23 protein-coding genes are annotated in these 25,666 nt (G+C 49.8%); 15 read left to right on the forward strand and 8 right to left on the reverse strand.

Annotated features, from left to right (window positions below):
- Positions 1 to 341: 341 nt before the first annotated feature.
- The 12 genes from ACIQV9_RS07160 to ACIQV9_RS07215 all read left to right on the forward strand — a co-directional run bounded on the left by ACIQV9_RS07160 (position 342) and on the right by ACIQV9_RS07215 (position 14,811).
- The gene (locus tag ACIQV9_RS07160; RefSeq protein WP_403099690.1) at positions 342 to 1,166 is read left to right on the forward strand and encodes a DUF692 domain-containing protein; all 825 of its coding nucleotides are present in this window, start codon (positions 342 to 344) and stop codon (positions 1,164 to 1,166) included.
- Positions 1,156 to 1,950: a putative DNA-binding domain-containing protein gene (locus ACIQV9_RS07165; protein WP_403099692.1), complete on the forward strand. Its 795-nt coding sequence runs from the start codon at positions 1,156 to 1,158 to the stop codon at positions 1,948 to 1,950. Before ACIQV9_RS07160 ends, ACIQV9_RS07165 begins: the two co-directional genes overlap by 11 nt.
- 627 nt (positions 1,951 to 2,577) lie before the next feature.
- Entirely contained in the window at positions 2,578 to 3,240 is a 663-nt protein-coding gene (locus ACIQV9_RS07170; RefSeq protein ID WP_403099694.1) for a DUF2282 domain-containing protein, read from the forward strand.
- A 252-nt stretch (positions 3,241 to 3,492) separates the two neighbouring features.
- Positions 3,493 to 4,890 (forward strand): KamA family radical SAM protein, encoded by a 1,398-nt coding sequence (locus ACIQV9_RS07175; RefSeq protein ID WP_403099696.1) that lies wholly within the window; start codon positions 3,493 to 3,495, stop codon positions 4,888 to 4,890.
- 30 nt (positions 4,891 to 4,920) lie between these two features.
- Positions 4,921 to 6,480, forward strand: a complete 1,560-nt coding sequence (locus ACIQV9_RS07180) for a thioredoxin family protein (protein ID WP_403099698.1) — start codon at positions 4,921 to 4,923, stop codon at positions 6,478 to 6,480.
- A 48-nt stretch (positions 6,481 to 6,528) separates the two neighbouring features.
- Positions 6,529 to 7,449, forward strand: a complete 921-nt coding sequence (locus tag ACIQV9_RS07185) for a JmjC domain-containing protein (protein WP_403099699.1) — start codon at positions 6,529 to 6,531, stop codon at positions 7,447 to 7,449.
- Between the two features lie 27 nt (positions 7,450 to 7,476).
- Entirely contained in the window at positions 7,477 to 8,436 is a 960-nt protein-coding gene (locus ACIQV9_RS07190) for an EamA family transporter (protein WP_403099701.1), read from the forward strand.
- Positions 8,433 to 9,710, forward strand: coding sequence for an ATP-grasp domain-containing protein (locus tag ACIQV9_RS07195; protein WP_403099703.1), 1,278 nt, complete (start codon positions 8,433 to 8,435; stop codon positions 9,708 to 9,710). Before ACIQV9_RS07190 ends, ACIQV9_RS07195 begins: the two co-directional genes overlap by 4 nt.
- Positions 9,711 to 9,816: 106 nt before the next feature.
- Positions 9,817 to 10,452: a glutathione transferase gene (gene yfcF / locus ACIQV9_RS07200; protein WP_403099705.1), complete on the forward strand. Its 636-nt coding sequence runs from the start codon at positions 9,817 to 9,819 to the stop codon at positions 10,450 to 10,452.
- A gap of 607 nt (positions 10,453 to 11,059) precedes the next feature.
- A complete protein-coding gene (cysS, locus tag ACIQV9_RS07205) occupies positions 11,060 to 12,430 on the forward strand; it encodes a cysteine--tRNA ligase (protein ID WP_403099706.1) in 1,371 nt (456 codons plus the stop codon).
- A 34-nt stretch (positions 12,431 to 12,464) separates the two neighbouring features.
- The gene (locus ACIQV9_RS07210) at positions 12,465 to 13,706 is read left to right on the forward strand and encodes a cysteine desulfurase-like protein (protein WP_403099707.1); all 1,242 of its coding nucleotides are present in this window, start codon (positions 12,465 to 12,467) and stop codon (positions 13,704 to 13,706) included.
- Positions 13,707 to 14,349: 643 nt separating this feature from the next.
- Entirely contained in the window at positions 14,350 to 14,811 is a 462-nt protein-coding gene (locus ACIQV9_RS07215; RefSeq protein WP_403099708.1) for an antitoxin Xre/MbcA/ParS toxin-binding domain-containing protein, read from the forward strand.
- Positions 14,812 to 15,288: 477 nt separating this feature from the next.
- On the opposite strand, the gene ACIQV9_RS07220 is transcribed toward ACIQV9_RS07215, so the two are convergent.
- The 3 genes from ACIQV9_RS07220 to ACIQV9_RS07230 all read right to left on the reverse strand — a co-directional run bounded on the left by ACIQV9_RS07220 (position 15,289) and on the right by ACIQV9_RS07230 (position 18,780).
- Entirely contained in the window at positions 15,289 to 16,257 is a 969-nt protein-coding gene (locus ACIQV9_RS07220; protein WP_403099710.1) for a toll/interleukin-1 receptor domain-containing protein, read from the reverse strand.
- A 762-nt stretch (positions 16,258 to 17,019) separates the two neighbouring features.
- The gene (locus ACIQV9_RS07225) at positions 17,020 to 17,820 is read right to left on the reverse strand and encodes a hypothetical protein (RefSeq protein WP_403099712.1); all 801 of its coding nucleotides are present in this window, start codon (positions 17,818 to 17,820) and stop codon (positions 17,020 to 17,022) included.
- A gap of 246 nt (positions 17,821 to 18,066) precedes the next feature.
- On the reverse strand, positions 18,067 to 18,780 hold the full coding sequence (locus ACIQV9_RS07230) for an HNH endonuclease (protein ID WP_403099713.1): 714 nt from the start codon (positions 18,778 to 18,780) through the stop codon (positions 18,067 to 18,069).
- Positions 18,781 to 19,288: 508 nt separating this feature from the next.
- On the opposite strand from ACIQV9_RS07230, the gene ACIQV9_RS07235 reads away from it, so the two are divergent.
- Positions 19,289 to 19,960, forward strand: coding sequence for a hypothetical protein (locus tag ACIQV9_RS07235; protein WP_403099715.1), 672 nt, complete (start codon positions 19,289 to 19,291; stop codon positions 19,958 to 19,960).
- A 94-nt stretch (positions 19,961 to 20,054) separates the two neighbouring features.
- Entirely contained in the window at positions 20,055 to 20,414 is a 360-nt protein-coding gene (locus ACIQV9_RS07240) for a helix-turn-helix domain-containing protein (RefSeq protein WP_403099717.1), read from the forward strand.
- 233 nt (positions 20,415 to 20,647) lie between these two features.
- On the opposite strand, the gene ACIQV9_RS07245 is transcribed toward ACIQV9_RS07240, so the two are convergent.
- From ACIQV9_RS07245 to ACIQV9_RS07265, 5 genes are all read right to left on the reverse strand, one after another.
- Positions 20,648 to 20,887: an AbrB/MazE/SpoVT family DNA-binding domain-containing protein gene (locus tag ACIQV9_RS07245; RefSeq protein ID WP_403099718.1), complete on the reverse strand. Its 240-nt coding sequence runs from the start codon at positions 20,885 to 20,887 to the stop codon at positions 20,648 to 20,650.
- Positions 20,888 to 21,048: 161 nt separating this feature from the next.
- The gene (locus ACIQV9_RS07250; protein WP_403099720.1) at positions 21,049 to 21,267 is read right to left on the reverse strand and encodes a hypothetical protein; all 219 of its coding nucleotides are present in this window, start codon (positions 21,265 to 21,267) and stop codon (positions 21,049 to 21,051) included.
- 388 nt (positions 21,268 to 21,655) lie between these two features.
- Complete coding sequence (locus ACIQV9_RS07255; protein ID WP_403099722.1) at positions 21,656 to 22,459, reverse strand: C1 family peptidase; 804 nt, start codon at positions 22,457 to 22,459, stop codon at positions 21,656 to 21,658.
- Positions 22,460 to 22,471: 12 nt separating this feature from the next.
- On the reverse strand, positions 22,472 to 23,992 hold the full coding sequence (locus ACIQV9_RS07260) for a hypothetical protein (protein ID WP_403099724.1): 1,521 nt from the start codon (positions 23,990 to 23,992) through the stop codon (positions 22,472 to 22,474).
- 306 nt (positions 23,993 to 24,298) lie between these two features.
- Positions 24,299 to 24,640 (reverse strand): hypothetical protein, encoded by a 342-nt coding sequence (locus ACIQV9_RS07265; RefSeq protein ID WP_403099725.1) that lies wholly within the window; start codon positions 24,638 to 24,640, stop codon positions 24,299 to 24,301.
- Between the two features lie 586 nt (positions 24,641 to 25,226).
- Here ACIQV9_RS07265 and ACIQV9_RS07270 point away from each other — a divergent pair.
- Positions 25,227 to 25,508: a hypothetical protein gene (locus ACIQV9_RS07270; protein WP_403099727.1), complete on the forward strand. Its 282-nt coding sequence runs from the start codon at positions 25,227 to 25,229 to the stop codon at positions 25,506 to 25,508.
- Positions 25,509 to 25,666 lie beyond the last annotated feature (158 nt).

Consider the following 25,666-nt stretch of genomic DNA (forward strand, 5'->3'; position numbering starts at 1 on the left):
AGGCTAGAACTGGTGCCCACTTAAAATTTAAGTGCACACCATGTCTTGGCTTTGCGGGGCTGGGTAGATGACTTGGCCGGACGCATACGCATCTCCGCCGGAAGCGGTATATCCACCTACCGTGAGAAACTCACAGGAGTATAGGCTGGATAAGATCCTAGGGATTTAGGGACAGCCAAAAGCCTTCCGGGAGAATCCCGCGCTGGTGTGGGGATGGAATCTATAGCGGCGGCAGAGAGTTGCCCAATCCCAGCCTAATGCAGCGCACTTCGCCATATCCCGTCTGGCGCCTGATACTGCGCTATGATCATTTGCGACCTATTGAACAAGCGAGTTAACAAGTGCGCCCATTACCACGGATTGGTGTTGGCCTCAGAGCCCCCCATTATCAAGATTTTCTTAACAGCAATCCTCCCGTTGATTGGCTTGAGGTTCACACGGAGAACTATCTAGGGCCTGGCGGGAAAGACCTTCATATTCTTCGTCGTCTGGCGCAGCGCTATCCGATCAGCCTACATGGGGTCGGATTGGGCATCGGTTCGGTCCATGGGTTTTCCAGCGCGCATGTAGAGCGAGTACGTGTCTTGGCTGCAGATATCGGTCCTTTTCTGATTTCCGAGCATTTGAGTTGGGGGGCGGTAGAAGGGCGCTGCCTGAACGACCTGCTGCCTTTACCGCTGGTTGAAACCTCGCTGAATCTAATCTGTGATCGAGTCGATCAGGTACAAAACACTTTGGGCCAACAGTTGTTGCTTGAGAACGTCTCTACCAGTTTGCGTTACAACGGTGACACTCTGGGGGAGTCCCAGTTTCTCGCTGAAGTAGCGGCCCGCACAGGAAGTGCCGTGCTGCTTGATCTCAATAATCTCTACGTAAACCAATGCAACCATGGCGAGTGTGCACACGCCGCCATGGAGAACCTGCCTAGGGGCACCGTCGGCGAGCTCCATCTGGCCGGCCATAGTCAAGTTGAGGATTTACTGATTGATGATCATGGCAGCCCAGTGACAGGGCCAGTCTGGTCGCTCTATCGAAGTTCATTACGTCAGTTCGGCCCTGTACCGGTGCTGGTTGAGTGGGACACACGTCTGCCGCCACTGAGAGAGTTGATCGATCAGGTTGAGATAGCTCGAACGATTGCTAGGGAGGTGTTTAATGACGCTTGAAGAGTTGGCGGCGTTGCAGCTTAGCTTTACTGAAGCACTGGATTGTCCATCGTCATCGCCTATATTGCCGCAAGGATGGCTGAAGACTACAACAGCCAGCAATATGCGGCGCTTTACCCGCTATCGTAGCGGCCTCTGGCAGCATCAGGAACAATCGCTGGCGCTTACCTATCCGGTCATTAAGGCGTTGGTTGGTGATAATTTCTTCCGCACCCTTGCTTGCGTTTATGGCAGACGATATCCGTCTAGGCATCCTGACTTGGGAATGTTCGGCGAACGGCTGGCGACTTTCCTCGGCGAGTACCTGCCCGTAGTGTCGTATCCTTATTTTGGATCGGTGGCCTCCTTAGAATGGGCAATCCATCGCGCGTCCCGCGCTTGCGAAGCCACCGCACTGAACGCTCAGACACTTTCTGCGTTGAGTAGTCATGAGCTAGATGTCCAACGGTTCACCTTGTCACCAGGCAGTGCGTTATTAACCAGCGAGTGGCCGGTCGTTGCGATATGGGATGCTCATCGCCATGACGGTCATCGTTTGCCACCTGTGGACCGCAGGGCCTGCACGGCACTCGTGTATCGAAAAGGCTGGACTGTAGAGGTACGCGAGATCGAATCTTGGGAAAGTGCTGCGTTGACCCGCTTGATGGAGGGCGCGACCTTGGGTGAAGCATTGCTGTCAGCTCAAGAACGCTACTCAACCTCCGAAGCTGCTACCCAGCTCGTCGATAGTGCCGCATTGGTCGCTCGCTGGTTAAGTGACGCTCTTCTGGTCGCCGTACCCTAGCCACTTCCAAGGCGCTTATCTTGTCAAGTCTCACCAACCCCACGACCTCGTGCGCAGTCCTCTGGCTGAACCATTCGCCTAATGGATCAAAGGTGACACATCTTGAAACATTTATATCCTTATTCCAATTGGACATATCTAATTGATGAGCTACAAATAGAAACGTGCTTTGTTGCCTCACCCTGTAGCGAGTGATTACAACGAAGATTTAACGGCACACATCACCTTCGGATACGAATAAGCGGTGTGGCATCACAGGAACGGATTCCGACTCCACCATCCAGGTGGCAGAGGTTAAAAAGGAGCGGTAAATGTATCTGATGAGCTACCAGTGCCTTCACTTGGCATGCGCTGGAGTACTTTTGCCCAACTCCGCAGGAGAGCAAAGTTCGCCGCCACATCGCTATATCCCCTCCCGAATTCGATCACTTCTTTGAGCAACCTTTAGCACGACTTGCTGGTCAGGGTGACCGATGTAAGCACCTGTGCGAACCAAAATAATCGGTCTGCTCAAACAATCCGCTTTATCCATACGACGCCCCTCAGACTGAATAGGGTGGGCAAGTTCGTGCACGAATCGTCAAAAAAAAAACCAACTGCACTAATCTTTAACCGAGAACTTGCGTGATGAATCTGAAAGACATTCTAGTAGCCGCAGCATTGGCCTCTGTCAGCGGTGCCACTATGGCCGACGTTGCCGCTGACAAAAAAGTGGAAACCGAGGTCTGTTATGGCGTGGCCAAGGCCGGTCATAACGATTGCTCCGATAGCAGCTGTCTTCACGACTGCTCGGAGACGAGCAAAGTTGACAACGATCCACGTGAATGGGTCGCTGTCCCTAAAGGCACTTGCACGCAAATGGGGGGCGTCGTTAAAGCCCAACCGGATGCCTGTCCGTTTGATGAGCCAGCTGTCTCCGCGACGGTTAACGTCGAGGCTGGAGAGCGGCTTTACAACCAGGGAGATCATACTCGGGGCATTCCTGCTTGCTCTTCCTGCCATGGCATGGCCGGCGCTTCAGAAAACGCCGAATATCCGAAATTGGCCGGACAGTTCGCCAAGTACCTTGAGATACAACTGAGAGCGTTCCGTGATACCTCTCGTCCCTCTCCCGTCATGGTGGCTGCCGCCAAGTCACTCAATGACGAGGACATTGCCAATGTATCGCAATACTTGCTCCAGTCTTCCCCAACACAGGCCTCCGGCACTGCGCATAATCAGACAGGCGCTCTCGCAACTTCGACAACGGTGTCTAGCCTTAAAGAAAAAGCGGCAGTTGCCCCTAATTGAGTCGTCGCTTATTTGAACACAGTCGCTTGAACCGCCTCTAGTTAATTAAGTACGAAAGTACTTAGCGTACTAACGAGACTCACACCGACCACAAGATATGGATGGCGTTGTCTGAAATTGCAATTTCAAATTGTGATTGGATAAATTCGCCCTTAAAAAGTGCTAATCAAATATTTTTAAGGCTTGTTGACTTAAAGGCGATTTTTAGTATTTTCAATCTATGGGCGCTGTCACATGAAAGGGATGACAAAAATGCCAAGTACTATCATGGGTTGTGACACTGCTTCTGCTCAATTAAATTCAGTGATTGCGAGTTCTATCCAAGCGCAATATTATGAATCGTTACCATCGTCGAGATATGTATTTCGAAGTGATGAATTCTGGCGTGACTTGGATCGCTGGAAAGATATTGACGCTGAATTTTTTCTAAATCATCTGTGGCAAGAAAAAAACGCCATTACCAGTGTTTTAGCACTGGGGGATCTGATTAAAAACAGGACCAGCACGTCATTTCTGAGGGATATTGAAGAAGGCCACCAACTGGCGCCTATGTCTATCAGGCTGACGCCATATATACTTTCATTGATTGATTGGAACAACCCTATTTCCGATCCGCTACGGCGCCAGTTTTTGCCTCTTGCTTCGGAAATATTAGTTGATCATCCGATGTTGAAACTGGACCCGATGGGGGAGCAGGACGATTCACCAGCACCTGGCCTTACCCACCGCTATCCCGACCGAGTCCTGTTTCTGGCGACCAATGTATGTCCGGTTTATTGTCGGTACTGCACCCGCAGTTATGCGGTAGGACTCGACACCGATATGGTTACAAAAAAGAAAATCAATGCGCCAGGAGAGCGTTGGGAGCCCGCATTTCGCTACATAGAAGCAAACTCCAGCGTTGAAGATGTGGTGATTTCCGGGGGAGATGCCTATCGGCTAAAAGCGCGGCAGATTACCGAGATTGGCGAACGTTTGCTGGACGTCCCTCATGTACGTCGCATGCGTTTCGCAACGAAGGGGTTGGCCGTATTGCCCATGAAAATCCAGAGCGATAATGACTGGACCGATGCGATTTCTCGCTTATCTGATCGAGCGCGGAAGATGGGGAAATCAATCGCAATACATACACATTTCAATCACCCCAATGAAATAACAGCAATGACGGCCAAAGCGCTGGGTATTCTTTACGAGCGTGGCGTTGAGGTTAGAAATCAGGCTGTAATATTAAGAGGGGTGAATAACAACAAACAGTCGATGCATCGATTAAATGAATGCTTAGCTTACTTAAATGTACGTCCGTACTATTGTTTTCAAGGAGATATGATCCAAGGCGTCGAGACGCTGAGGACGAGCATTTCCGAGTCGATAGAGCTGGAAAAAGTTACCCGTGGTTTAATCGCGGGACATAATACCCCCAATTTCATCGTGGATTTACCGGGCGGTGGAGGGAAGCGAGATATACATAGCTACGACTATTACGACAAACAGCTTGGTATTGCTGTCTACCGGGCTCCCGCGGTAAAGAAAGACAAAATTTTTCTTTACTGTGACCCACTGCATTCATTGTCCCCGGAGTCGCAAGCGCTCTGGATTAATCCCGAGTCGCGAGTGCAACTGCTCGGAGATGTATTGAAGTCTGCAAAATAAATGTTCAATCACCGTGAATGGAAGCATAAAATGAACAACCCCGATAAAATCAATTGGATTAACCATAAACTCTATACCCGCGCCATTGAACAATCTAAGTCGACTGGAAAGCCGATATTGATTTATTTTCATAGTAAGTCCTGTGACGGCTGTATTCGCTTGGTGAATACTGTTTTTAACGACCCTCAGCTTATCGGTGCCGTAACCGAATCGGCGATTCCTGTGTGGGTCGAAGTGGAGAATTCCGAGCCGGACCCTCGAATTTCTGAGTTGGTCGGAAGCCATATTTTTATCATGTCGCCGGTTCTTCAACTTATTTCCAGCGATGGGGATATTTACCATAAATTTTTGGGCGCTCCATTACACACACGACTGGATCTGGGGTACTGCCGAGTACATCACGATGTCGACGGCGACATTGGTGCCAAAGAAACAATTTCGCAATTGTCAGTGGGCTTGGCTAAGCAAGCAATGGGTTCTTTTAATTACTCCACCGCCGAATCGCTGTTGAGAAAGGCATTGAACACCCGCAGTACTGAGAGCGTGGCTGTACGGGAAGCGGAGTATTGGCTGCCCGTTGTACAGGCTCGTGGGCAGTATCCGGACGACAGCTTGCCCCAAGATGGGATCGCGCAGACGCCCATCGCTCGAGAGGTGCGACGTTTCTGTAATACGCTGATTCAGATACCGGACCATGAGTTGATGGTTGATTGGCCAGGTATTCCAGGTGAAGGTGGATGGGCGCATTACACTGACTGCCTACGCGAGCTGTGTCTGGGCGTTTATCAGATGCTGTTGGACGTCGCGACAGAGGCAGCTCATAAGCGAGCTCCACAGGGCCAAAGCTTGAGCCGTGCGCAAATGATTATTCGGGACTGGCAGGTGGCTTTCAGAGATCTGCAAGGAAGCTTAATTGGCCTCAAAGGAAGTGAATATGATCAGCAACACCTTCATCAAAATTACACACTCGGAAAGCAGCGGACGATCCGAAACAACATTGTCCACTGCGTAATGGCAGAGTTCTGGGCTCATGCCCCTGCAATCCGTTCGACTCTGGAGACCAGCCGATCGAATATCGAGAAATCGGAAAAGGTTAGTCCAGCGTTGGTCAACTGGGAAAAACACGGGCCCGCACCCTATAACTTTGGCAGCATCCAGGCTCTGCTTACCCTTTGGGAAAAGCGCCACCAACAATTGGTGGAAGAGTTTTCGGGGATCACCGACGCAGAGCTCGAAGCCTCTCGCAACTGGTGGGAAGACTCTCCCATCTCGGTGAAATTCCGCCTTTGCCGGTTGGGCTGGCACTTCCATGATCACGCCGCAGTTGTCGAAACCATTTGCCAACGAATTGGCCATGAACGGACAGAAACTGAGCTTCTTGCCAAGCTTCTATTCAATGCGCTGGGCCGTGCCGAGGGTGAAATGGTTGGCTTGCCTCAGGAGGAACAAGAAAAGCTTTTTTCCAGTGCCACACGCCAATTGAAAGATCGCAGCGACGAGCTTTCCCGAGTCTATGAGGGCTACCTCAATAAGCTTGGAAACGCCTCATACGCCACATTGAGTGTTCAACCTGAAGCAGCGGCCGTGTGACTGACAATGCGGCGCGCTTAGCGCGCCGCTTCAAGGATTGGAGGCGTGATGAATATTTTACAGCAGATGTTTGGTGATCAAACCGAGGTATTCCTTCGAAGTCACTGGCCAAAACACTCTTACATTGCAGACGGAGAGATGAGCCGGTTTACCGAATTGGCGGAGTTGGAAGAATTCAAAGATATCAGAAAGCTATTTCGTGTGTTGCAAGGGCCTGTAGACCTGCTCTTCCCAGGAGGCAAACGTATCACCGTAGCAGAGTCCACCGATGCCATTGCTCCATACAGTGATGGTGCCGCGATGGTTTACATAAAAGACTTGGAAGCGCTGCCTGCAGTATCCTCGGCGTGTGATGAATTAGCGAAGGTACTTGAAATCCCAAGACACTATGTCAGCTGTGAAGCATTCGCAGCGACCTATGGCGTGGAGGTGGCGGTGCATTTTGATCATGAAACGAATTTCATGATTCAAATCAAAGGTGAAAAAACTTGGAAGTTTGCTGAAAATATGTCGCTTCCAGACCCGATTTATCCTTTTTTTCCGAACAACCCGAATCGGTTCTATAAAGAAGGCACTCACCCCTACACCGGTAAAAAATTGCCAGTAGTAATGCCACAAAACAACCAGGAACGACTGGTCAAGCCCGGGACCACGACCTTTATGCCCAGAGGTTACTGGCATAGTACGGTGGCCCACGAAGAGTCATTTTCAATCGGTTTTGTCATCAATCCACCGACGATAGCGGACATAATAATCTATACACTATTGGAAAGTTTGCACGGAATTGAACAGTTGAGGGCTCATCCACTCGACACACTCTCAAACAACGGTCTTGACCGCACGCTGAGCGATATAAAAATTGGCCTGAATGAAATTATAAAGTTGTCTGGAGAGCTTAAACCGGAAGAACTTTTACAACGATACAAACAGTCAATAAAGGGGAATATCCGTACGCTAACGTCCTTATAACCTGTTTTCTCTAATGGATACCATACCATGCGCGCTGCACGAAGTCTGTTTTTGGGAATTACTGCGCTGATGGTTGTCAACGTGATTGATGGCCTCAAAGAAGTGTATTTTGGCATTTTGCTGCAGAGTCTTGATAGTGTTGTCGTGACATTCGTATTGTTTGCCATTGCCTGGCCTGTTTTTTTTCTTGGCTATATAACTAGAAAGCGTTCAAAAAATGCCATACACCAGTTGACGGAAAACGCAGTGCCCGTAAGACATTGTTTGTTAATGCTGAATATCAGTTCAGCAGCGCTTTGGATATCTTTTTTATTTGCGTTGAAATGGATTGAGCCGGCGATTGTCAGTGCGCTAGTAGGAGGGATCGGAATTATTTCTACACTTATATTAAACAAGATACTACGCCCATCAGCCGTAATGATTTCAGCCGACTATATCGCAGCTGCCATAATTGCTTGTGCCAGCATCTACTTAGGTTGGGCGTCAATGGATGGTCGCACCGCAGTAAAGGATGAATTGGGTGGATATCAGGTATTGCTGGGTTTCTCAATGATGTTTGTTTGTGGTGTTGCAATGGCTTTAACGAGCATACTTTCAAAAGTCGTAGCAGATCATGGTGTATCCAGTCGTTATCTTTACGCCCATCGATTTTATATTTTACTAGCAATTACAGGTTTCTATACATGCATAAACGCAAGCAAAATCTCCGCTGTCATTAATCATCTTGACACACTGATTTTGCTGGCTTTTGCTGGAGTGATCTTACCCTTACTCTTGCTGCAAGAAGGAATAAAACGCTGCGAACCCGTGACGACGGAATCGATTCTTGCAGCAGCGCCTTTATTCACTATCATCTTTCAAACGGTCGATACGAGGTTAGCATTTTCAGTATTCAGCTTCGTAGGGATTGTACTCATTTGTTTGGCCGCCACTTACAACGGTTATTCCCATCTCAGCCGTCTTTCTACTGAAGGAGTTAAAATATGAAATACGCAGTGATTGTGGATGCTTACTCGACTGGAGCAAGCCTTGCAGACGAACTTAAACTTTACGGAATAACTTGTATTCACGTCCAGACATCAGCCGAAATTCTCGAATATGACGTGGACAGCTTCAGACCACAGGACTTCCAGCATCGATTTGTTGCTACGCAAGATCTCAAAACGCTTACGGATGTATTAGCCGATTTTAAACCGGCCTTTATTATCCCCGGATGCGAGTCCGGTGTTGAGCTTGCCGATCACCTCAGTGAGTTAATGGGCACACCGGGCAACGGCACGGCATTATCCGCCTGTCGCAGAGACAAGTGGCATATGGCGAATCGGCTGCACCATGTGGGTATCCCGGCCGCGCGAGTTGCCTTGATCCATCACATGGATGATGTCGAAAGGGCCATCGATTCCGTTGGCGGGTGGCCGGTGGTCATCAAGCCGGTGAATAGTGCAGGCGCTGACGGCATTCATTTTTGCTATGAAGCAACGGAAGTTCATCATGCTGTGGACAAAGAATTGGGGCGCCTCAATGAAATGGGGCTTATCAATGAAACGCTGCTGGCGATGGAGTACTTGGCCGGTCAACAATATCTGGTACAGGCCGTTTCCCACGAGGGGGAGCATCTCGTTTTCGAGATCTGGCGAGATAACCGAAAACGAGTGCCGGGAGCCGGGGTGGTCAATGACCGTGAGGTGCTGATTGATCTGCTTTCGGAAGAGGCTGCCCCTATCATCGCTTACGTCCATCAATGCCTGGATGCCTTCGGTGTCAACGTTGGCCCATCGTTCCTGGAAGTTATGGTGACAGATAAGGGGCCAATGTTGATTGAGTGGGCAGCAAGGATGATGGGAACCCAAGAACTTACAGCGATGACTCGTGTGCGGGGGGTTAACGCAATCAACCTTTGCGCTGCGTGCTATGCAGATCCTGACACCTTTTATTCGATGCTGGAGAAGGTCAACAGATCGAATGCGACATGCGAAGTCATCGGAATGATAAACAGCGTTTCAGGCAAGGTAATACACCGTCGTTGGCTTGATGAGCTCAGCGCAAGGCTGAGTTTTTTCAAGATGATCAGAGCCCCTGAAATCGGTGATAGTGTAGCTCCTACAATCGGTATTTCTACGAATTATGGTTTTATCTACCTCGTTCATGAAGACCCTGCCGTCACCCATGCCGACTACCTTTGGATACGGGAGAAAGAAGCCGAGGAAACCGGCTTTTTTGACGTGAAGCTCACTAAAGAATCCATCGCGCAAGTCTGCTGATTTTAGAAAGGCCAGACAGGGTGACCTGCTGGCCTTCCATACAAACACGGCTCAGAGCCTTTTGTTTTTGGCGATCTTCCTCTTGATCGGGATGGACCAATACCTTATGAAATTATATGTAGATCACCAATGTACTTCACCATTTGCCATGTCAGCTTTTGTGGCCCTTCGGGAGTGTCAGGTTGATTTTGAAATGCACTACCTGGATCTCTCTCAAGGCGATCATCAACGGCCTCCGTTTACCGAGATTTCGCTGACCCACCGTGTTCCTACGTTGGTTGATGGAGTGTTTACGCTGGCTGAATCATCTGCTATCGCTGAATACATGAATGACCTTTCGGTGGGTATAAAGCTGTTCCCGGTGGACATCAAGGCCCGCGCCCAAGCCCGGCAAATCCAGGCCTGGTTGAGGACCGATTTCTTTAACCTACGCGGTGACAGGCCAACTGAGACCATCTTTATCGAAGCTATCAAGGAACCGCTTTGTGCTTTGGCTATCGCCGATGCCCAACGGCTTGTGGAGACGCTATCGCAAAGTCTCCAGGACGGACGAAAGTTCCTTTTTGGGGATTGGTGCATTGCCGACGTTGACGCAGCGGGTATGTTGAACAGGCTTATCTACAGTGGCGATCCGGTCCCTGACGAATTGAAAAATTACGCCCTCCGAGCTTGGGATCGTGATTCTGTTCGTGAGTGGTTGGATATCGACCGGCAGGAGTGCAAAGAACCCATTAGGGACTGAGCCCGGGAAGTTCGGTTTACTAAGGACATCCTGAGAGGCTTTCTCGACCTAGCGGAAAATAAACTCCATTATCCATGGCCACCATGAAAACGAATGATCCTCACTGACGCGGAGTACGGTGGCCAACGTGGCCGATGTGATGCAGGAGGCAAGCTTTAGCTTGGCGAAGAGCGCTTCATCTGGCAGTCGCGGCGCGGCGATAAGTTGGTTCGCGCCTGAGCAAGCACAGCCCAACCAACAATGTCGAGCACCTTGTCTAACGGGTTAAACGCAATCAAGAGCCAAGGTAGAGCGTCCATTCCGTATGGTCAAACGCCAGTTAGGCTACGTGAAAGTACGCTGCCGAGCCTGAAGAATACCGCATAGTTGGTTATTTTTTGCCTTGTCGGACCTGAGAACAGCTATTCAAAATTTGCTGATCGACACAGGAAAGGAGCGTCAGTAACATAAGGAATAGCCGCAGCGGGATGTTTGCGGAGGCAAAACATAGGTGTGGGCAGGTGGTTTTATTGTTTTCGAGTAATTCTCTGCTTACAAAACTGGTGATCCTGAAGTAAGAAAGAAAAACTTTACTACTTCAGATCACACATCGATGCAAGGGTTGGAAATGGAACTATTCAATACGCTTGGTAAAGCTGTAATGCCCTTTGTCCCGGCCATTGGAAAAAACGTAGGCATTTATGCCTGCGGGCCTACCGTTTATCACTACGCACATATTGGAAATATGCGCACGTATATTTTTGAAGATGTGCTTACTAAAGCTCTTCGCCATCTAGGTTTTGCCGTAAAACACGTAATGAACATTACTGATGTTGGACATCTGCAATCCGATGCCGATTCCGGTGATGACAAATTGATGCTTGGCGCCGTTCGTGAGAACAAAACTCCCTGGGAAGTCGCTCGGTTCTACGAAGAAGAGTTTTTTAGACACTGTGCAATGTTGAATATAGCAAGGCCTGATGTCGTATGCAGAGCGACGCAGCATATTCCCGAAATAATATCTATGATCGAGCGTCTGCTTGAAAAAGGCGTAGCATATATAAGCGCAGGGAATGTCTACTTCAGCGTAGAGAAATTTCCAAATTACCATGAGCTAGGTCAACTAGTACTTGAAGACCAGCGAGCCACTGATCGCGTTAGTCATGACCCGTTGAAGCGCTCACAGTCGGACTTCGCATTGTGGTTCTCGACCTCGAAGTTTCCCGACCAAATCATGAAGTGGGAATCCCCTTGGGGGCTTGGATTTCCCGGCTGGCATATCGAATGCTCAGCCATGGCGAGCAAATATCTCGGCGAAAGAATCGATATTCATTGTGGAGGTATAGATCACATAAATGTTCATCATTCTAACGAGGTCGCTCAATCTGAATGCTGCTTTGGGCACCGCTGGGTCAACTATTGGTTTCACTGTGAGTTCCTCAATCTTGATGCTGAGAAGATGTCTAAGTCGAAAGGGGAGTTTCTCACTGTTGACTCGCTGATCGATAAGGGCTACGACCCACGCGCGTTCAGATTGTTGGTTTTAGGTTCGCACTATCGCAGCTCGTTGACTTTTTCCTGGGAGGCGCTGGATGACGTCGCTACCGCATTGCGAAAAGCTCGACGGCGGATCAACAGTTTCCAGGAAAAAACAATTGACCATGGTGAGGCGTTTTCTGAACTTCATGTTGCGTCGTACAGAAGGTTTTTTTCTGCGCTTGAGAAAGATCTGCACACGCCAAGTGCAATTGCGGAGTTATGGTGGGTTATCAAGTCCAATGAACTGAGTGAATCAGAGCGCGTTGACTTGCTGCACAGTTTTGATTACGTGTTGGGCATTGGCTTATTCGACAAGGAGTCAACGGACTTGACACCTGAGCAAGCCGACTTGATTGATGCGCGCAGTGCTGCTCGTATAGCAAAGAACTGGGCAGAATCTGACCGGATCAGGGATTTGCTATTGGCGCAGGGTGTCAGTGTTAATGATCTGAAAGCCTAATGTGCCTCAGTATCAATTAGAAAGGAGCAACACCTTGGATATCGAGCGTATCAGACAGCAATTTCCAGTTTTTTCGATGCCAACTCTAAAAGACACAATATTTCTCGACGGCGCTGCTGGCACCCAAATGTGCAAAACTGCGCTTGATGCAAGTTTACAAGCGGCCATCGAAAACAATGCGAATCTGGGTGGGCATTTCTCAACATCATCTATTGCTCAAAGAGAAATCGATCGGGCTCGCTGTGCTGCTGCCGCGTTAGTCAATGCAAACTGTGCAGAGGAAATTGTGTTTGGTCAAAACATGACTACCCTCACTTTTCATATGTCGCGTTGTTTAGGGCGAAGCCTGCGTAAAGGTGATGAGATTGTCCTGACCCGATCTGATCATGAAGCCAATATTTCCCCATGGCTTGAATTGGCAAAAGACTTGGAGTTAACCGTTCGCTGGCTGTCTTTCGATTTGAACACCTATGGTTTCAATATTTCCGAAATTGAATCGAGCATTACCGAGCGCACAAAGATAGTCGCATTGAGCTACGCGAACAACGTGACGGGCACCATCAATGATGTCGCTGCGGTTGCTGCCTTGGCTAAGCGCAAAGGCGCGATTGTCTACATTGATGCGGTTCAGTTCGCACCTCACGGTGTGATAGACGTGCAGGCGTTGGGTTGTGACTTTCTGGTGTGTTCCTCGCACAAGCTCTATGGACCCCACCACGGAATTCTATGGGGTCGCCTAGAGTTGCTTGAGGCACTCATCCCCTACAAACCTCGTCCTACCTCCGACAAGCCTCCTTTTAAATTCGAAACGGGGACCAAAAACCGGGAGGCTATCGCGGGTGCCTTGGGGGCGATCGAGCATTTGGCATGGATCGGTCGCGAGTTTGGTGGTTCCAGCGAGCAAGCTGATAAACGACAGCAGATCGTTGCCGGTACACGAACCGTTGTCGAACATGAACAGGTGTTGGTGCAGGAAGTCCTAGAAGGATTGAAAGGCTTCACAGGCATAAGAATTTATGGCTACTGCGAGCCGATTGAGTTGTGTCGTAGAGTCCCAACTGTGTCCTTTACTCTAGACTCAACGCCTAGTGAAGTTGTTTCCCAGCATATGGCCGAACGAGGCATTCGCCTTTGGTATGGTAATAATTTCAGTACGGAAACCATTAGAGCGCTGGGCCTTGACGAGAATGATGGCGTGGTCAGGATCAGCCTTGCGCAGTACACATCACAGGACGATGTTCATCGTTTCCTTTCGGCAATGGACAACTTCAGCTGACCTGTGTAACTCATGTCACGCCGCTGGGGGTGCCATCGGTGTGGCTGTCACATGACTCGGAGCGTCGGAGCCGAATCAAGTTCGCCTCGATTCCCAGGTTCCAACTAGGGACACTGCTGCTGCTATGCTTGGGGGCTTCTCAAAAGGGATCGGCCATTATGGAGTTGACCCTGTTGATCGAGGAGCAGGGAATAGGAAGTGGGTGGGAATGTCCGTGGCGCACTGTGGACGATGAGTGAAAACGCCGGTCACATCAAACTAGGCTTGGCCCGATTGAAAAAAATGACCTAGTGAGTGCAATGTTCGTTTCTGACAACCTAATCGCCTTCACCTTGTCCAAAATCATTAGGCCAGTTCACCTTTGCCGCTACTGCGACCTTCGCTGATCTGCCACATGAACTGTGCTCAGGACTTATCAGTCGCCCTATCGGAGCAGTCTTTTCGAAAACTTAGAAACTGTAGGATTTGGAAATTAATGCGACGAATTTTCGTGGGTTTGTCGCGGGTGAATTCGCCAGCTCCCGTTTCTCTATCCCGAAATAATCGCGGCGCCTGCATTCTTTTTTTCAATGACTACTGACTTCACAAGGTCCCTGAATTGCTGGATGCTGATTGCAGATCGTACCGTGTGACAGGTGCCGCGATGCTTGCCGAAGTCCTGCAAAAAGATGCTTACCGTTTTTATCGGACTCGATTGGAAACTTTGCTAGGCATCCCCTGCTCAGCCTCTGATCTTGAAATCCATGAGTTAATCGCGCACGGCTTCACGCCTGACACCGTCATGTCGCTCAACAATCATTACCTTCCTCTCTCGTCAGAATGCGATCAGATCGTTTCCAACAAAGCTTTGAAAATTAGAGCGACACAACACCAGCGTTTGACGGTAAAGGAAAGCGACCGGCTCTTCAGGCTTGTGCATGTCACAGCCATGGCGGGGGCAATTTTCGGCGACTCAACAAAAGCCGTGCGATGGCTCTCAAAGCCAAAGAAACGATTTGCTGGTAGGAAACCTTACGAGACGCTTTCCACTACCCCAGGCATTGGGCAGGTGGAACGGTTGCTGATCGGGCTAACAGATCCATTACCCTTTTTAATCGTAAGGTGAGCGAATTTTCATGCCTCACACGGCTGCCGCCTCGCGGCCTGCTGATTCTAATTCTAGCAATGGCGATGAAAGGCAGGCGCAAAGTTAGGACCACTAAGTGGTATCTGAAGGAGCAACTGAAGATTCAAGCTCAGAACCTCTTGGCGAATCGGTCTCAAAAAATCCAACAACGTTTCCTGGAGGCTACCGCCGCGTTGGACATAGAACGGGAGCCTATAGGATTGCTCGCAGGCTGTTCACACTGGACCCACCGAAATAGACCAGGGATTTAGGCCAATACTCTACGTTCACAGGCCACCAGTGCTCTCGGCCGTACGCCAGGTAGACCGCCGAAGAAATGGAAAGCCTGGATTTCGGACACCCCGGCTTTGAGCAATGTCTGCACACGTAAAGCGCCCAATAGTCTAGGTGGGTGGTGAATGTTCCCGCCTTGATGAGTAGGTGCACAGGCTGTGGGACACTGATATGAAGTACGTATTACTGGCGATCCATAGCATCCAACAACCTTTCCAGTACTCCATACCCATCAAGATCTAAAATCATGAAAGTGATCAGGTCGTTCATATCGAAAGTGAAGGATTCATTCACTTTGTTGGTTGTAAAAAAATGCACAGCCAATACAGCCCCTCCTAGATTCAACGCTCGCTGCTCATGCTCCCCTACTAAACGTGGAAAGAATGCTGACAATGTGGCAGTCCCAAGTGCTCGCATGCCACGCGAAGCACTGAAACGGTCCCAGTGCCATCGCCCCTTGACTGGGCAATAGGTAGAATTTTCTTCGCCTAACATAAAGCCCCACTCTTTGCTGTCCCACATCCATTGCGGCGCTAGCAGAGGAAAATGTGCCTGCCCTTCCGGACGAACCATCACGTCGTGCGTGAGCCCATCACCGAACAACGATAACGGTTGCTGTCGTAGGTAGTCATAAGCGCGCTGGCGAAGTTGTGCCATCGCCACTTGGCTCTGAATACCCCTTTGAACCTGCGCTTGGCTGACACCCTCAACCATGGCCAAGAGCGCCGCGCCAAGATCTAGACCACGCAGATGCAGAGGCCGAAGATCGAGATAGAGACGACCGTCTAAAGGAGCGGGCAACTGCCCCTCGCATTCCTCACTAAGGAGGAGAGGTACAATTCTGACTCCTGGTGAGTTGGCCGCTTCGGTTAATGCTTGCAGCTCCCGATACAGACCAGAATTCGTCCGCTCAGCAGCATCCAGGTAATCCTGATCGCACAAGCACAATACCAAAAGTGGTCGTTCAGCTAATGCTGTATCGATGGCCTCGGTGATCGACTGGCCAAAATTAATACTGTCTCGGTCCCAGAACACCCGATAATTCCAGTCCAGGTGAGCAACGATGCAACGTCGCACCCACTCCTTATTTTGCAGCTCGCCGCCCCAAGCGTAAGAAATAAATATAGCCCCTCGATCTCGCTCACTGTTCATCGTGTTAACTCCATTGTTATTGGGACCACTCACTGCTTTCGACAAGTGCCGTGTAAATATGATGAATATGCGAGTCAGCCCTACCCTATGTGCTCGACGGGCGATAGCACAAGAAAGCACAAGTCAACTCACAACCTAAAATTCAACATAATCATATTGCTATAAAAAACGCGCCAAACATGCTCGGCGCTGTAAGCCGGCACTACTCATAACCATTACGTCTGCTCAATTTACTCATCCATGTTCTGCATGAACTGAAAAACGCAGACATCTCAACCACTCAAATGCTGAAACCAAGACACCAACACTTCAAATCATCGACCAATAAAAAATGATAAACACACTTTCCATACAGATCAAATTATATGTACCATATGATTTCACCCACAAAGGAAGATTTTATGGAACAAGATACATCACTCTACAAAACACCAACCTCGCAACCAGTAAACAAAGAAAACCGCACTGAATGAAATCAGATCTTTGGAGCCATTAAATCAAGAATCTGTAAAGATTTTATGGCATTGCCTTTTCTTACGGCTTGGTCACTACTAATCTGCCTGCTGCTCGAAAACATACCCGATGAAAAGGTCAACTCTTTTCTTGTAACCACTTTCGGTGAAGGGATCGGCATAAGAACTATCTGGGGTTTGCTGATACTGGCCTTGCTGATTACAGGACTGGCTTGGATTATTCGTCCTAAAGCTGGAAGTTCGTTTATACAATCTTCCTAGCGCCAGTGAGAGCAGCACGGTCTATTGTTTACTTTGGCCTTATGCTATCGATCAAAGCGCTAGCTTCTGGGTTAGCCTGCAGTGCTTCTAATATTTTGGGGACTTCTTTAGATACATGGCGGAGTGTTGCATTGAATTTTTCGTAATTTTCTAGAGCCTTTGCAAAGTCTTCCTTGTTGTTTTCATGACTAATTGAAAAAATAGAACTTTTCTGTGCACTATGAATCCTTATACCTTCAGGAACTGTCGAGGCTCGACTTTCAAAATCACGTTCCAGAATCAAGTTAATAGCGTCAGGGCAGTGCTTATTTAATAAAGAGGATATATTAAATACCTCAGCATAAACTAGCTCGCAAAATTCCATGGCTTTATCAGGGGTGGGAATTGTCCCTTTGTGGATTACAGCATTGCGAAACTCGGTCAATTTGGTGTTGGGTATGTAAGCAAAGTTAAAGACTAATGCATGCAAAATTAAAAATGCACCCGTCTGTCGCTCTGACTGCCTGGACATAAACTTAAAAACATCATCATAAAGAGCTTCGCCAATTTCTAGGTGAGTCAGAACAACTTTATTTGAAAACTCAAAAAATCGTTCCAGTGCCGCGGAGAAACTGGCGGAAGCTTCGAGAGTAAAGCCAGCGATTAATGCATTTGCTCCAGACTCCAATAAAAGCTCAAACTTCTGCGCCCTCAGCACAATTGCCATTTTGTGGCCGAAATCGCAATCTACTATTGAAATCCGGTCATCAAAGTATGGCGCAGGAAATGGTTTTAGAAGCGGCATGCCTTTTGTTTGCATGCATTCCATACATGAGGCAAAAATCTCCATATGCGTTCCTTATTTTTTGTGGATTACCGGAGCAACGCAGAAACAAAAAGCTATCATGCTATGTTGATGAGAGCTCGTAATCTATCTGTCGACCAAGTAGGTTTTTAGCGTAAACAGTTGGTCAATACAAGCTGAACAGTCCAAAGGAGCCATTGAGCTCCTGCACGAGTGGCCAACGCAAGCAGAATACACAATTCCTACGTCATACAACCACCGTGCCAGAGTTTGCCGACAGCTGCACCAAATTTAAGATGTGATTTGTGCCGGGATTTGACATCCAAATTCGGCAGCTAAAGACTTCACAGCCTTTAGTACTTTGTAGCGCACAACCAGAAGGGACGGCCAAATAATACTCATATCGGTGGACGAAAGATTCATAAGCTCCCTACAGCCGCTCTGCATTTCTTGAACAAGTGCCCGTAGTTGCTTGTCATCCTGAACCTTTTTTAATTCAGCGCTGAGCGATTTGCGTAGCGTTCCGATGGACTGAATGATTAGCAGTGGATCTTCATAATTTCTTTCCTGAAAAAGTGCCCCACAATCGGCGGCGAGGTCGATAGCGTTCTGAGCTGTCTTCTGATTCAAGCTGTTCCGGCGTATCAATGGAAGTGGGCTCTTGTGCATCGTCAGAAGACTTGATATGAGCATCTCGTGCTCTGCCTTCCATGCTTGCAATTCGCGCAGTGGAAAGTCAACACCATCATTCTTGTCGATCATCGTATGACAGTTGGCGCAAAGCCATATTCCATTTGAGATATCCTGAACCATAGCCTGATTCGACTTATTGTGCCGTGCAGACTTCAGCCCCTCACCCTCCATATGCGCAGCCTCTCCAATTTTTTTGGCGAGATGTTTATTAGATGCCGTTGGCCCCACCGTCAGCGTATTACATTTTGGGTAATTACATATGTAAGCTGAGTTGTATGCAAGTTTTTCGGCTACTTTTGCTGGAAATGCCATTTCGTTGTTCCGATAATTAAATCCAAGGGTGGTTTTTAGGGTTGCGGGCCTAAAATTATACAGAGATCATGTTACACGTTATAGATGGTAGAGTATTACCTTAACTCCATGAGTTGACTAAGCATCAATGTATCCACGATACCATCGTGGACAGATAGTATGTTCCGGGATTTTCGCTACCATACCCTGCGCCGGGATATTGCTTATGCCCCCCCTAGTCGCCACCTATCAGTAACGTAGCGCCCGACTCAGGAACGGCTACCATGCGACAGCGGTTTCTGGCCGGAAGCTGACGTTCGCGGCAGACCGCTATCAGACAGAACCAGACGATCTCCTCCATGACAGTTCAAAAAGTGATTTTCGCTTGCCGACTCAATAAGCCCCCTCCTCAGCCAGGCCGGCGAGGCAGCGTTACAACCGTCAGTCCGTCATTGCGATAACCGGTAGTGGGGGATAGATTGGGTATAGGCGATTTATTGATCGCGCCGATAACCTCAGGGAGATTGGTATGACTTTCAGAGCTAACACGGCTGAAATCGCTCAGGAATCGCTGGTGGTTGAGATCGAAACCCCAACTCAACAAACAGAGGGCTTTGGGCATAAGATTGTCATTACAGTGGATGCGAAGTCACAGGACCTAATCGACGCCTACGTACGCTCCGTAGAAATGCTCACCCAGGCATTTTTCGCTCAAATGCACCCTCTCCCTGCCGATACGATTTCTTCTATCGTCTCCCTAATGGTTCCTAAGAAGCCGGTGCCGTCGACGTTGTGGCGCGAGGCCCGAATGCTGGCGCAGGCGAAAACCGAGATCCTTCAAAGTAACGACTGGGTGACGGCCAAGGAGATCTCGAATCTCGCACAGTTCAAATCCGGCAACCCCAGCTCGCAGCCCAACAAATGGAAGCATGCCGGGAAGATTTTTGCTCTGCGCCATGAAGGGGTCGATTATTTCCCGATCTATGGACTCGACCCAACACAAGGATTTCGGCCGTTTTCTGCGTTGGAGAGTGTAATTGCGACGTGGGCCACGATGAAGGACGGGTGGGCAATGGCGTTCTGGTTTGCGTCGCCAAATACCTTCCTCGGCGGGAAGCGGCCGAAGGAAGTGCTCTCGGCCAATCCCTTAGGCGTGCTCTCAGCGGCGAAGGAAGAGGTGTCCGGAGTCGTCCACGGATGACAATACTATTACCCCCAATTCGCCGACATGCAACGTCCATAATTATTTACACAAAGGCCGTTTTATCGAATTAACGCCTAGGAGTACTGACGCTATGCGACTAACAGCATCATCCGATCAAGCTATTGCTGGCGCAATAGTGGCGCATGTTCAAACCATTCGGCTGAAGAAGAATGTGAGCTTGGAGGACGTGGCCAAGAATGCAGGGATGAGTCGTCAAACGCTGCATGCGTTGCTAAATCAGGGAAAGGGCACCTTGATAAACCTCGTGGCTGTACTGAGGGCAATTGGTGAGCTAGAGCGCTTAATTTCTTTGTTGGAAGAGGTTCTACCCAGCCCGCTGCAGGTCATTCGTATGGAAGGCAAAAAGCGCAAGCGTGCTTCAGGTCGGCGGAACGCTCCCAAGAAGCCAACACCCACCGGTCTTAATCCGAAAAAAAACAATGACTGGTAACCAAGCGTGGGTAGTCGATAAGAACCTAATGACCATTCACGCCGTTGAACACCCAAGTTGGCGGAATGCACAGATTTGCCCACTCAGATGCATTCGACCCAACCAGCCATTTGCATCAAGCTGGACCACTACGCTTCGTGGCTACGATTGGCAGAGCACCGCCAAACGCCGCCGTTCAGATATACCGTTCGCATGCGCCCGTTTGAAGATTAGGTAAAGCGCGCCAGCACGACTCAGGGTGTATCTGGGTCGCTCGACTTAGGCGTTAGAACTATCGCACCATCGATCACTTCAATCGTCAGGATGTCGCCGATCCTCAGTCCTAAAGTAGCGAGTAGGTCCGGCGGCAAGTCAACGATGGCCTCGCCACTTCCATCCGCGGGATCTAGGCATTTCACTGTCCAGCGTTGGGATTCGGTCATGACGTTACTCACATTTGGGTCTCGGCGGGTATGATTCATTATGCTCGCCATGTCATCGCCAATTGAAGCGTGATGCAGACTGCGGATGGCCGGTCTCAGTCAGTCGTCATTACGGCGCCTGTTGGTCACGGTTGGGCAGCGTAGAATTCCATTATTCCCGCGTTAAATCAGGATTCGCTCGTGAAGGAGGGGCAGGCCAAGTTAGATGACGCCTACGACATGCGTATCCGCATGATGGCATCTGTCATCGCTTGTGCATTTGTGTCCAGCGTTTCCATGGCAGTCATTGCGTTGTTGCCGACACTCACAACTCCGCTCTCTGAGAGCCATTTAGTAACCTCTTCTATGGCAGCGGCTAAAGCGTGCTGATTGTGTAGGAGCAGTGTCAGTGCATCCGCTATGACGATGTTGGCCTCTGAATTATCTGACATGGCTATCATCCTTGAGTAATGGTGCGGGAAGCCTAGATGATCTCGCCGCAGGTTGGGCACCAGTTGTCCAGCCCCACTGATACCTGAGAAATGTCACTGACTTGACCATCCATTTGCAATCGGCTGACTAGCCATTTGCATCAGATTTGACCAGCACAGCTAGCAATCATGATCGGCGGTGACCACCCATAATGGTCTTCCACCTCACCCGCCACTAATGTAGATCCGCAAGGCTATAGAAGCCGCGAAAGTCGCAACCAGCACTAAGACGCCGACGACGACGCCGACTGCCCAGCCTCAGGCGAACCACTTTCACCCTCGAAACGGCCGCCACTCAGCAAGCCAAGCACATAAACGCCGATGCGATGATCCGGTGCACCAAGGGCGTTTAAATTTCCGGTGTCATGTCAAATGAGTAGACGGGTAGTCCATCACTCAAAATTCCACACTCTCCATACGCGATCTTGAAACAGCCATTTTCCCCCCAGCCATTTCCACGACTATTTTTTCCGATCCAGTAACCTTGCTTGTCATCGAAACCAATCAGGGTCACTGCATGTTGGTAAGCACTCGTCTTTTTGGGCGCGTAGTAAATCCCCCCGCCATACTTTCTCCAGAAGTCATCGAACAAATACATATGAGCTATCACTGGCCCATGCAGAAGAATCTCTTGCTTCACCTCTTTCTCGGTTTCGAATCGATAGAAATGCGAGACTGCAAATCGCCCGACTTTACCGAGTGCCGGGCACTGCTTCGGGGCTTCCAGATTCTGCTCTCCACCCACTGATCGAGGCACACCTTCCTTCTTTACGCGCTCGGCAAGCCAGTCCGCCCTGGTACCTAAATCAGACTCCAACCGTAACAGACAGCAATGCAGGTAATTGGGTGAAAGCGGAATCGACCCAAGCCCCACGAGGCGTCTTCTGGCATCCGCCACCGCACAGGCAGCATGAGAGATGCAGGATGCCGCGGTCAGTTGGTCCGTGGCTGTCCCTATGAGTCCATGCTCTCGCCCATCGTATTGCGCGCGAATGGATTGGGCTGTTTGCTGGCGGCGTTCGAAAAGATCGGACTCGACCTGCATCCAGGATTTCTCGTCGGCGATTACCCCTATTGGAAGCACTTGCGCCGGCATGGGCTTCACCAACCGAGTCCATTGTTTTCGTTGAGGGCCGAGACGATCATTCGACATTGCTGTTCCTCCCTATAGCCCAACTTGTTTTTTTGCATCATCCAAAGCCCGGCGCGCCTGAATATTGGCGAGTTCGGCCTGCAATAGAGCGGTGTCAGCGGTAAACGAGGAGGTTGCCTCGGCCTGAGTCTGATCATCCGGATTCAATGCCTTCTTCGCATCGTCCAACTCTTTCTGAGCCGTCAGAAGCTCAGTCTCTGCCTTCACTTCCTCGAGCTTGCTAGACGCCTTCGCCTTGCGCACCGGATTCACGCTATCCACCAGCGACGCTAGTGTCGAAGCCGCAACTTCAGCTGCAGCGGAAGCCTTCAAGCCTACTTTGGTAGGAACACCCGCTTCGTTGAACGTAGCAACTATCGTCTTGTTCGAGAAAACCGTGCTGCGAAGCGGAAGGGTGAAAACTGTCCCAAGTTGACTGATCATTCCAGCCTCTCTAGTCAGAACATCCTCAACAAGCGGCTTACCATCCGTCGATGGCTTCCAAGACCCCAGCACCAGTCGTCCAGGCACAGGCATTCGGTACTTCAGCCCCTTGAAAGAATCGTCGATACATTGTTCACCGCATGGTTTGCCGCGGGCAGGAACGTCAGACTCAAGCCTTGCCCAGACCTCCGTCTGTTTGCCTAGGTTTCCGTCGCCCGGGCTTCCCCATTTCTGGATCTGGTCATTGGTCAGCCCTTCGACCATTGGCTTGTCTTCCTTCTGCGAGTCGAAGACTTCACCACTCGTGGGCCAACTGACCTTATTGACGATAGAAATTATTTTTAGCTGTTCTTCAAGCGACTCCGTCGCTGTGGCCAAATCCACTTTTGCTTTCGATAGTTGTGAAATCTGGTTGGCATGTGCGCGACGCTCCTGGGTGCTCCAACTTTTTCCCATAACCGCCGCCATGGTGGTCAACCGCTCGAGCTCGACCGTCGCAGAGTCCACGAACTTGGTTTTCTGCTTCACTTCATTTTCGAACTTCGCGGCAGCTTTTACCGCATCGGCCACCGGTTGCACGCATACGCGACTGGCAACACCCCCAACACCTACAGCCCCAACGACAATCTTCGCTGCCGATGAAACTACACTGCTGATGACTTGGCCCGAGCGATCCTCTGCTGTCAAGTTAACGGACTTGATACCGCCCGTATCGTAATATTCGACGGCCATATCGGTACTCTTGAAAGCACTTTGCAACTCGGCAAAGTCGATTACGTAATGACGTTGGGGGTCACGTACTTCCTTGCGGGAAGCTTTTATCTCCACGGCTATTTTCAGCTCCGGGACACCGGCATCATCATCCCAACAACTTGCAACGCGTCGGGTAACCACGATGTCGAACTGGGTAAATGTTAAAAAGTACGGCGCGCCTGCCGCAGGAGCTACTGGGTCTATACCCGGAGCGGTTTTCTTAACCCGCACCGAGTTGAGTTCCGTACTGCAGGAGGCCAACAAAAATAGCGAAACAGTCCAGCAGGCACATCGAACGGCCGACGATACTGACGTCATAATCACATCCTTGATGTTCGGTTTGCTTTTTTCAAACACGGTAAGCCCGGAAATCCGTACAGTTTCATTACACGGAGGTCACGAGCGTTACTAAAAAGCAGTCCGCTCGTTCTCGGGAACATTTTTGGTGCGCGCCGCAACTAGAAGCACAATGGCATCATAGTCAGTATTCTGAAAATTGCTTATGGGCTGGGACTTTGGGTCGCTATCCAGAAGTCGGATCAGAGTCTGCTCTTGGCCGCTAATTGTCCGTCCATGAAAGCTCCATTCTTGACAAATCCGAGATAGAGGTTTGCGAAGCCGCGCGTTTTCAGAGCGTTCGATTTCTATTGCAGTTGACTGAAATCACTGTCGCATCGGCTTGACCGATATCACGTTTACATATTTGAACTTTTTTCTCGCAGCCTTGGTTGCTTCTTGCTCTGCCAGGAGGGAACTCAGGGTATCGGCGTCATGAGTTATCTCATACGTTTCACCTTCGAATTCATTTCCCACCCGAAGGATGACCCTCAACCTCGGCGTGAAGGCTTTCGAAACAACCTTTTTTGCCGCTGCCTTTATAGGCGTCACAAGCACAATGGCTGCCTCGGCCCCCTGCTGCGTTCCTGGCAGGTAAATTGGTGCAGTAACCGCTGCGACACCAAACAACGCGTGGCGCATCTCTTCTTCCGTCAAGTCTTTATTCATTATGCGTCTCAGAAAGGCTCGTTATGAAACCAGCACAATTCTACGGCATGGCAGGTACTCGCCGTATCCAGGGCACCGGGTGAGCTCGGAGACCCGTGGCTACTGTGGGCCAAGATTGATCAAACAGGCGGGTGACTTCGCCGGAGGCTGGCTTTCAAACTCCCCGCAGACGCATTGACCGTCAGCTGCGAATTACCACCCAGCCACGCATCGTCACAGTGTGTACGTACTGTTGATGCTCAGCATCAGACCATACTGGTGGTGTTGGAGTTACTTCAGCCAAGCCATAAAAGCACTCAGATCGTTGCCTTTCCTTGGTGCGTTTGACCGCATGTGTACTGAAATTAGCGAGTTTATGCTAAGGACATAAACTCCCTAATTTCGATATATATCGAGTCCAGACACCGGTGCAACTGCGCGTTTTAGCCACTCGTAAAAATGACTCATCGTTAGCGGTTCCAGATGTTCAGAGCTGGAATGGGCGCACAGCGCTCTCTAACTGATGGTTGAGCCCTGCCAAATTTCGCGCAGTCCCGGACAAAAATGCCGCCTGGTCACTCAGTGTTTCAATTGACTGAGCGATGCGATGGATACTTTGATTCACATCTACGACCGCGCTGGTTTGTTCCAGAGCAGCCTGAGCGATTTGGGCGGTCATCTGGTTGATGCCAGAGAGATCCTGCCCCACTGCCTGCAAAGAGGCCGTAGCTATCCAAGTGATCCTTGCGGTAGTAGCGTTTGGCGTTTAGCTGTGTCGCGGGAAGGGGAACATCGCGGGACTTGGGTGGCAAAAAAAGGCAGTGGTTTTAATGAGCATCAGTACAGCCACGCCGCACAGCTCAAGATATCCAGAGTGATTCGCATTTGATCGTTAAGCCCTTGACGAGACTGGCATGAGCCAGCCGCAAAGAACGCCCCTATGCGATAAGGCGGGTAGGTAACGACCTCCAACAGAGCGTGGTCGAGTACGCAATAGTAGTGAATGGTTCCGGGAGGCTTCAGCATTCGCACATCGTATGTGGACCG

The sequence above is a fragment of the Pseudomonas sp. NPDC099000 genome, assembly GCF_044759925.1.
GTDB lineage: Bacteria > Pseudomonadota > Gammaproteobacteria > Pseudomonadales > Pseudomonadaceae > Aquipseudomonas.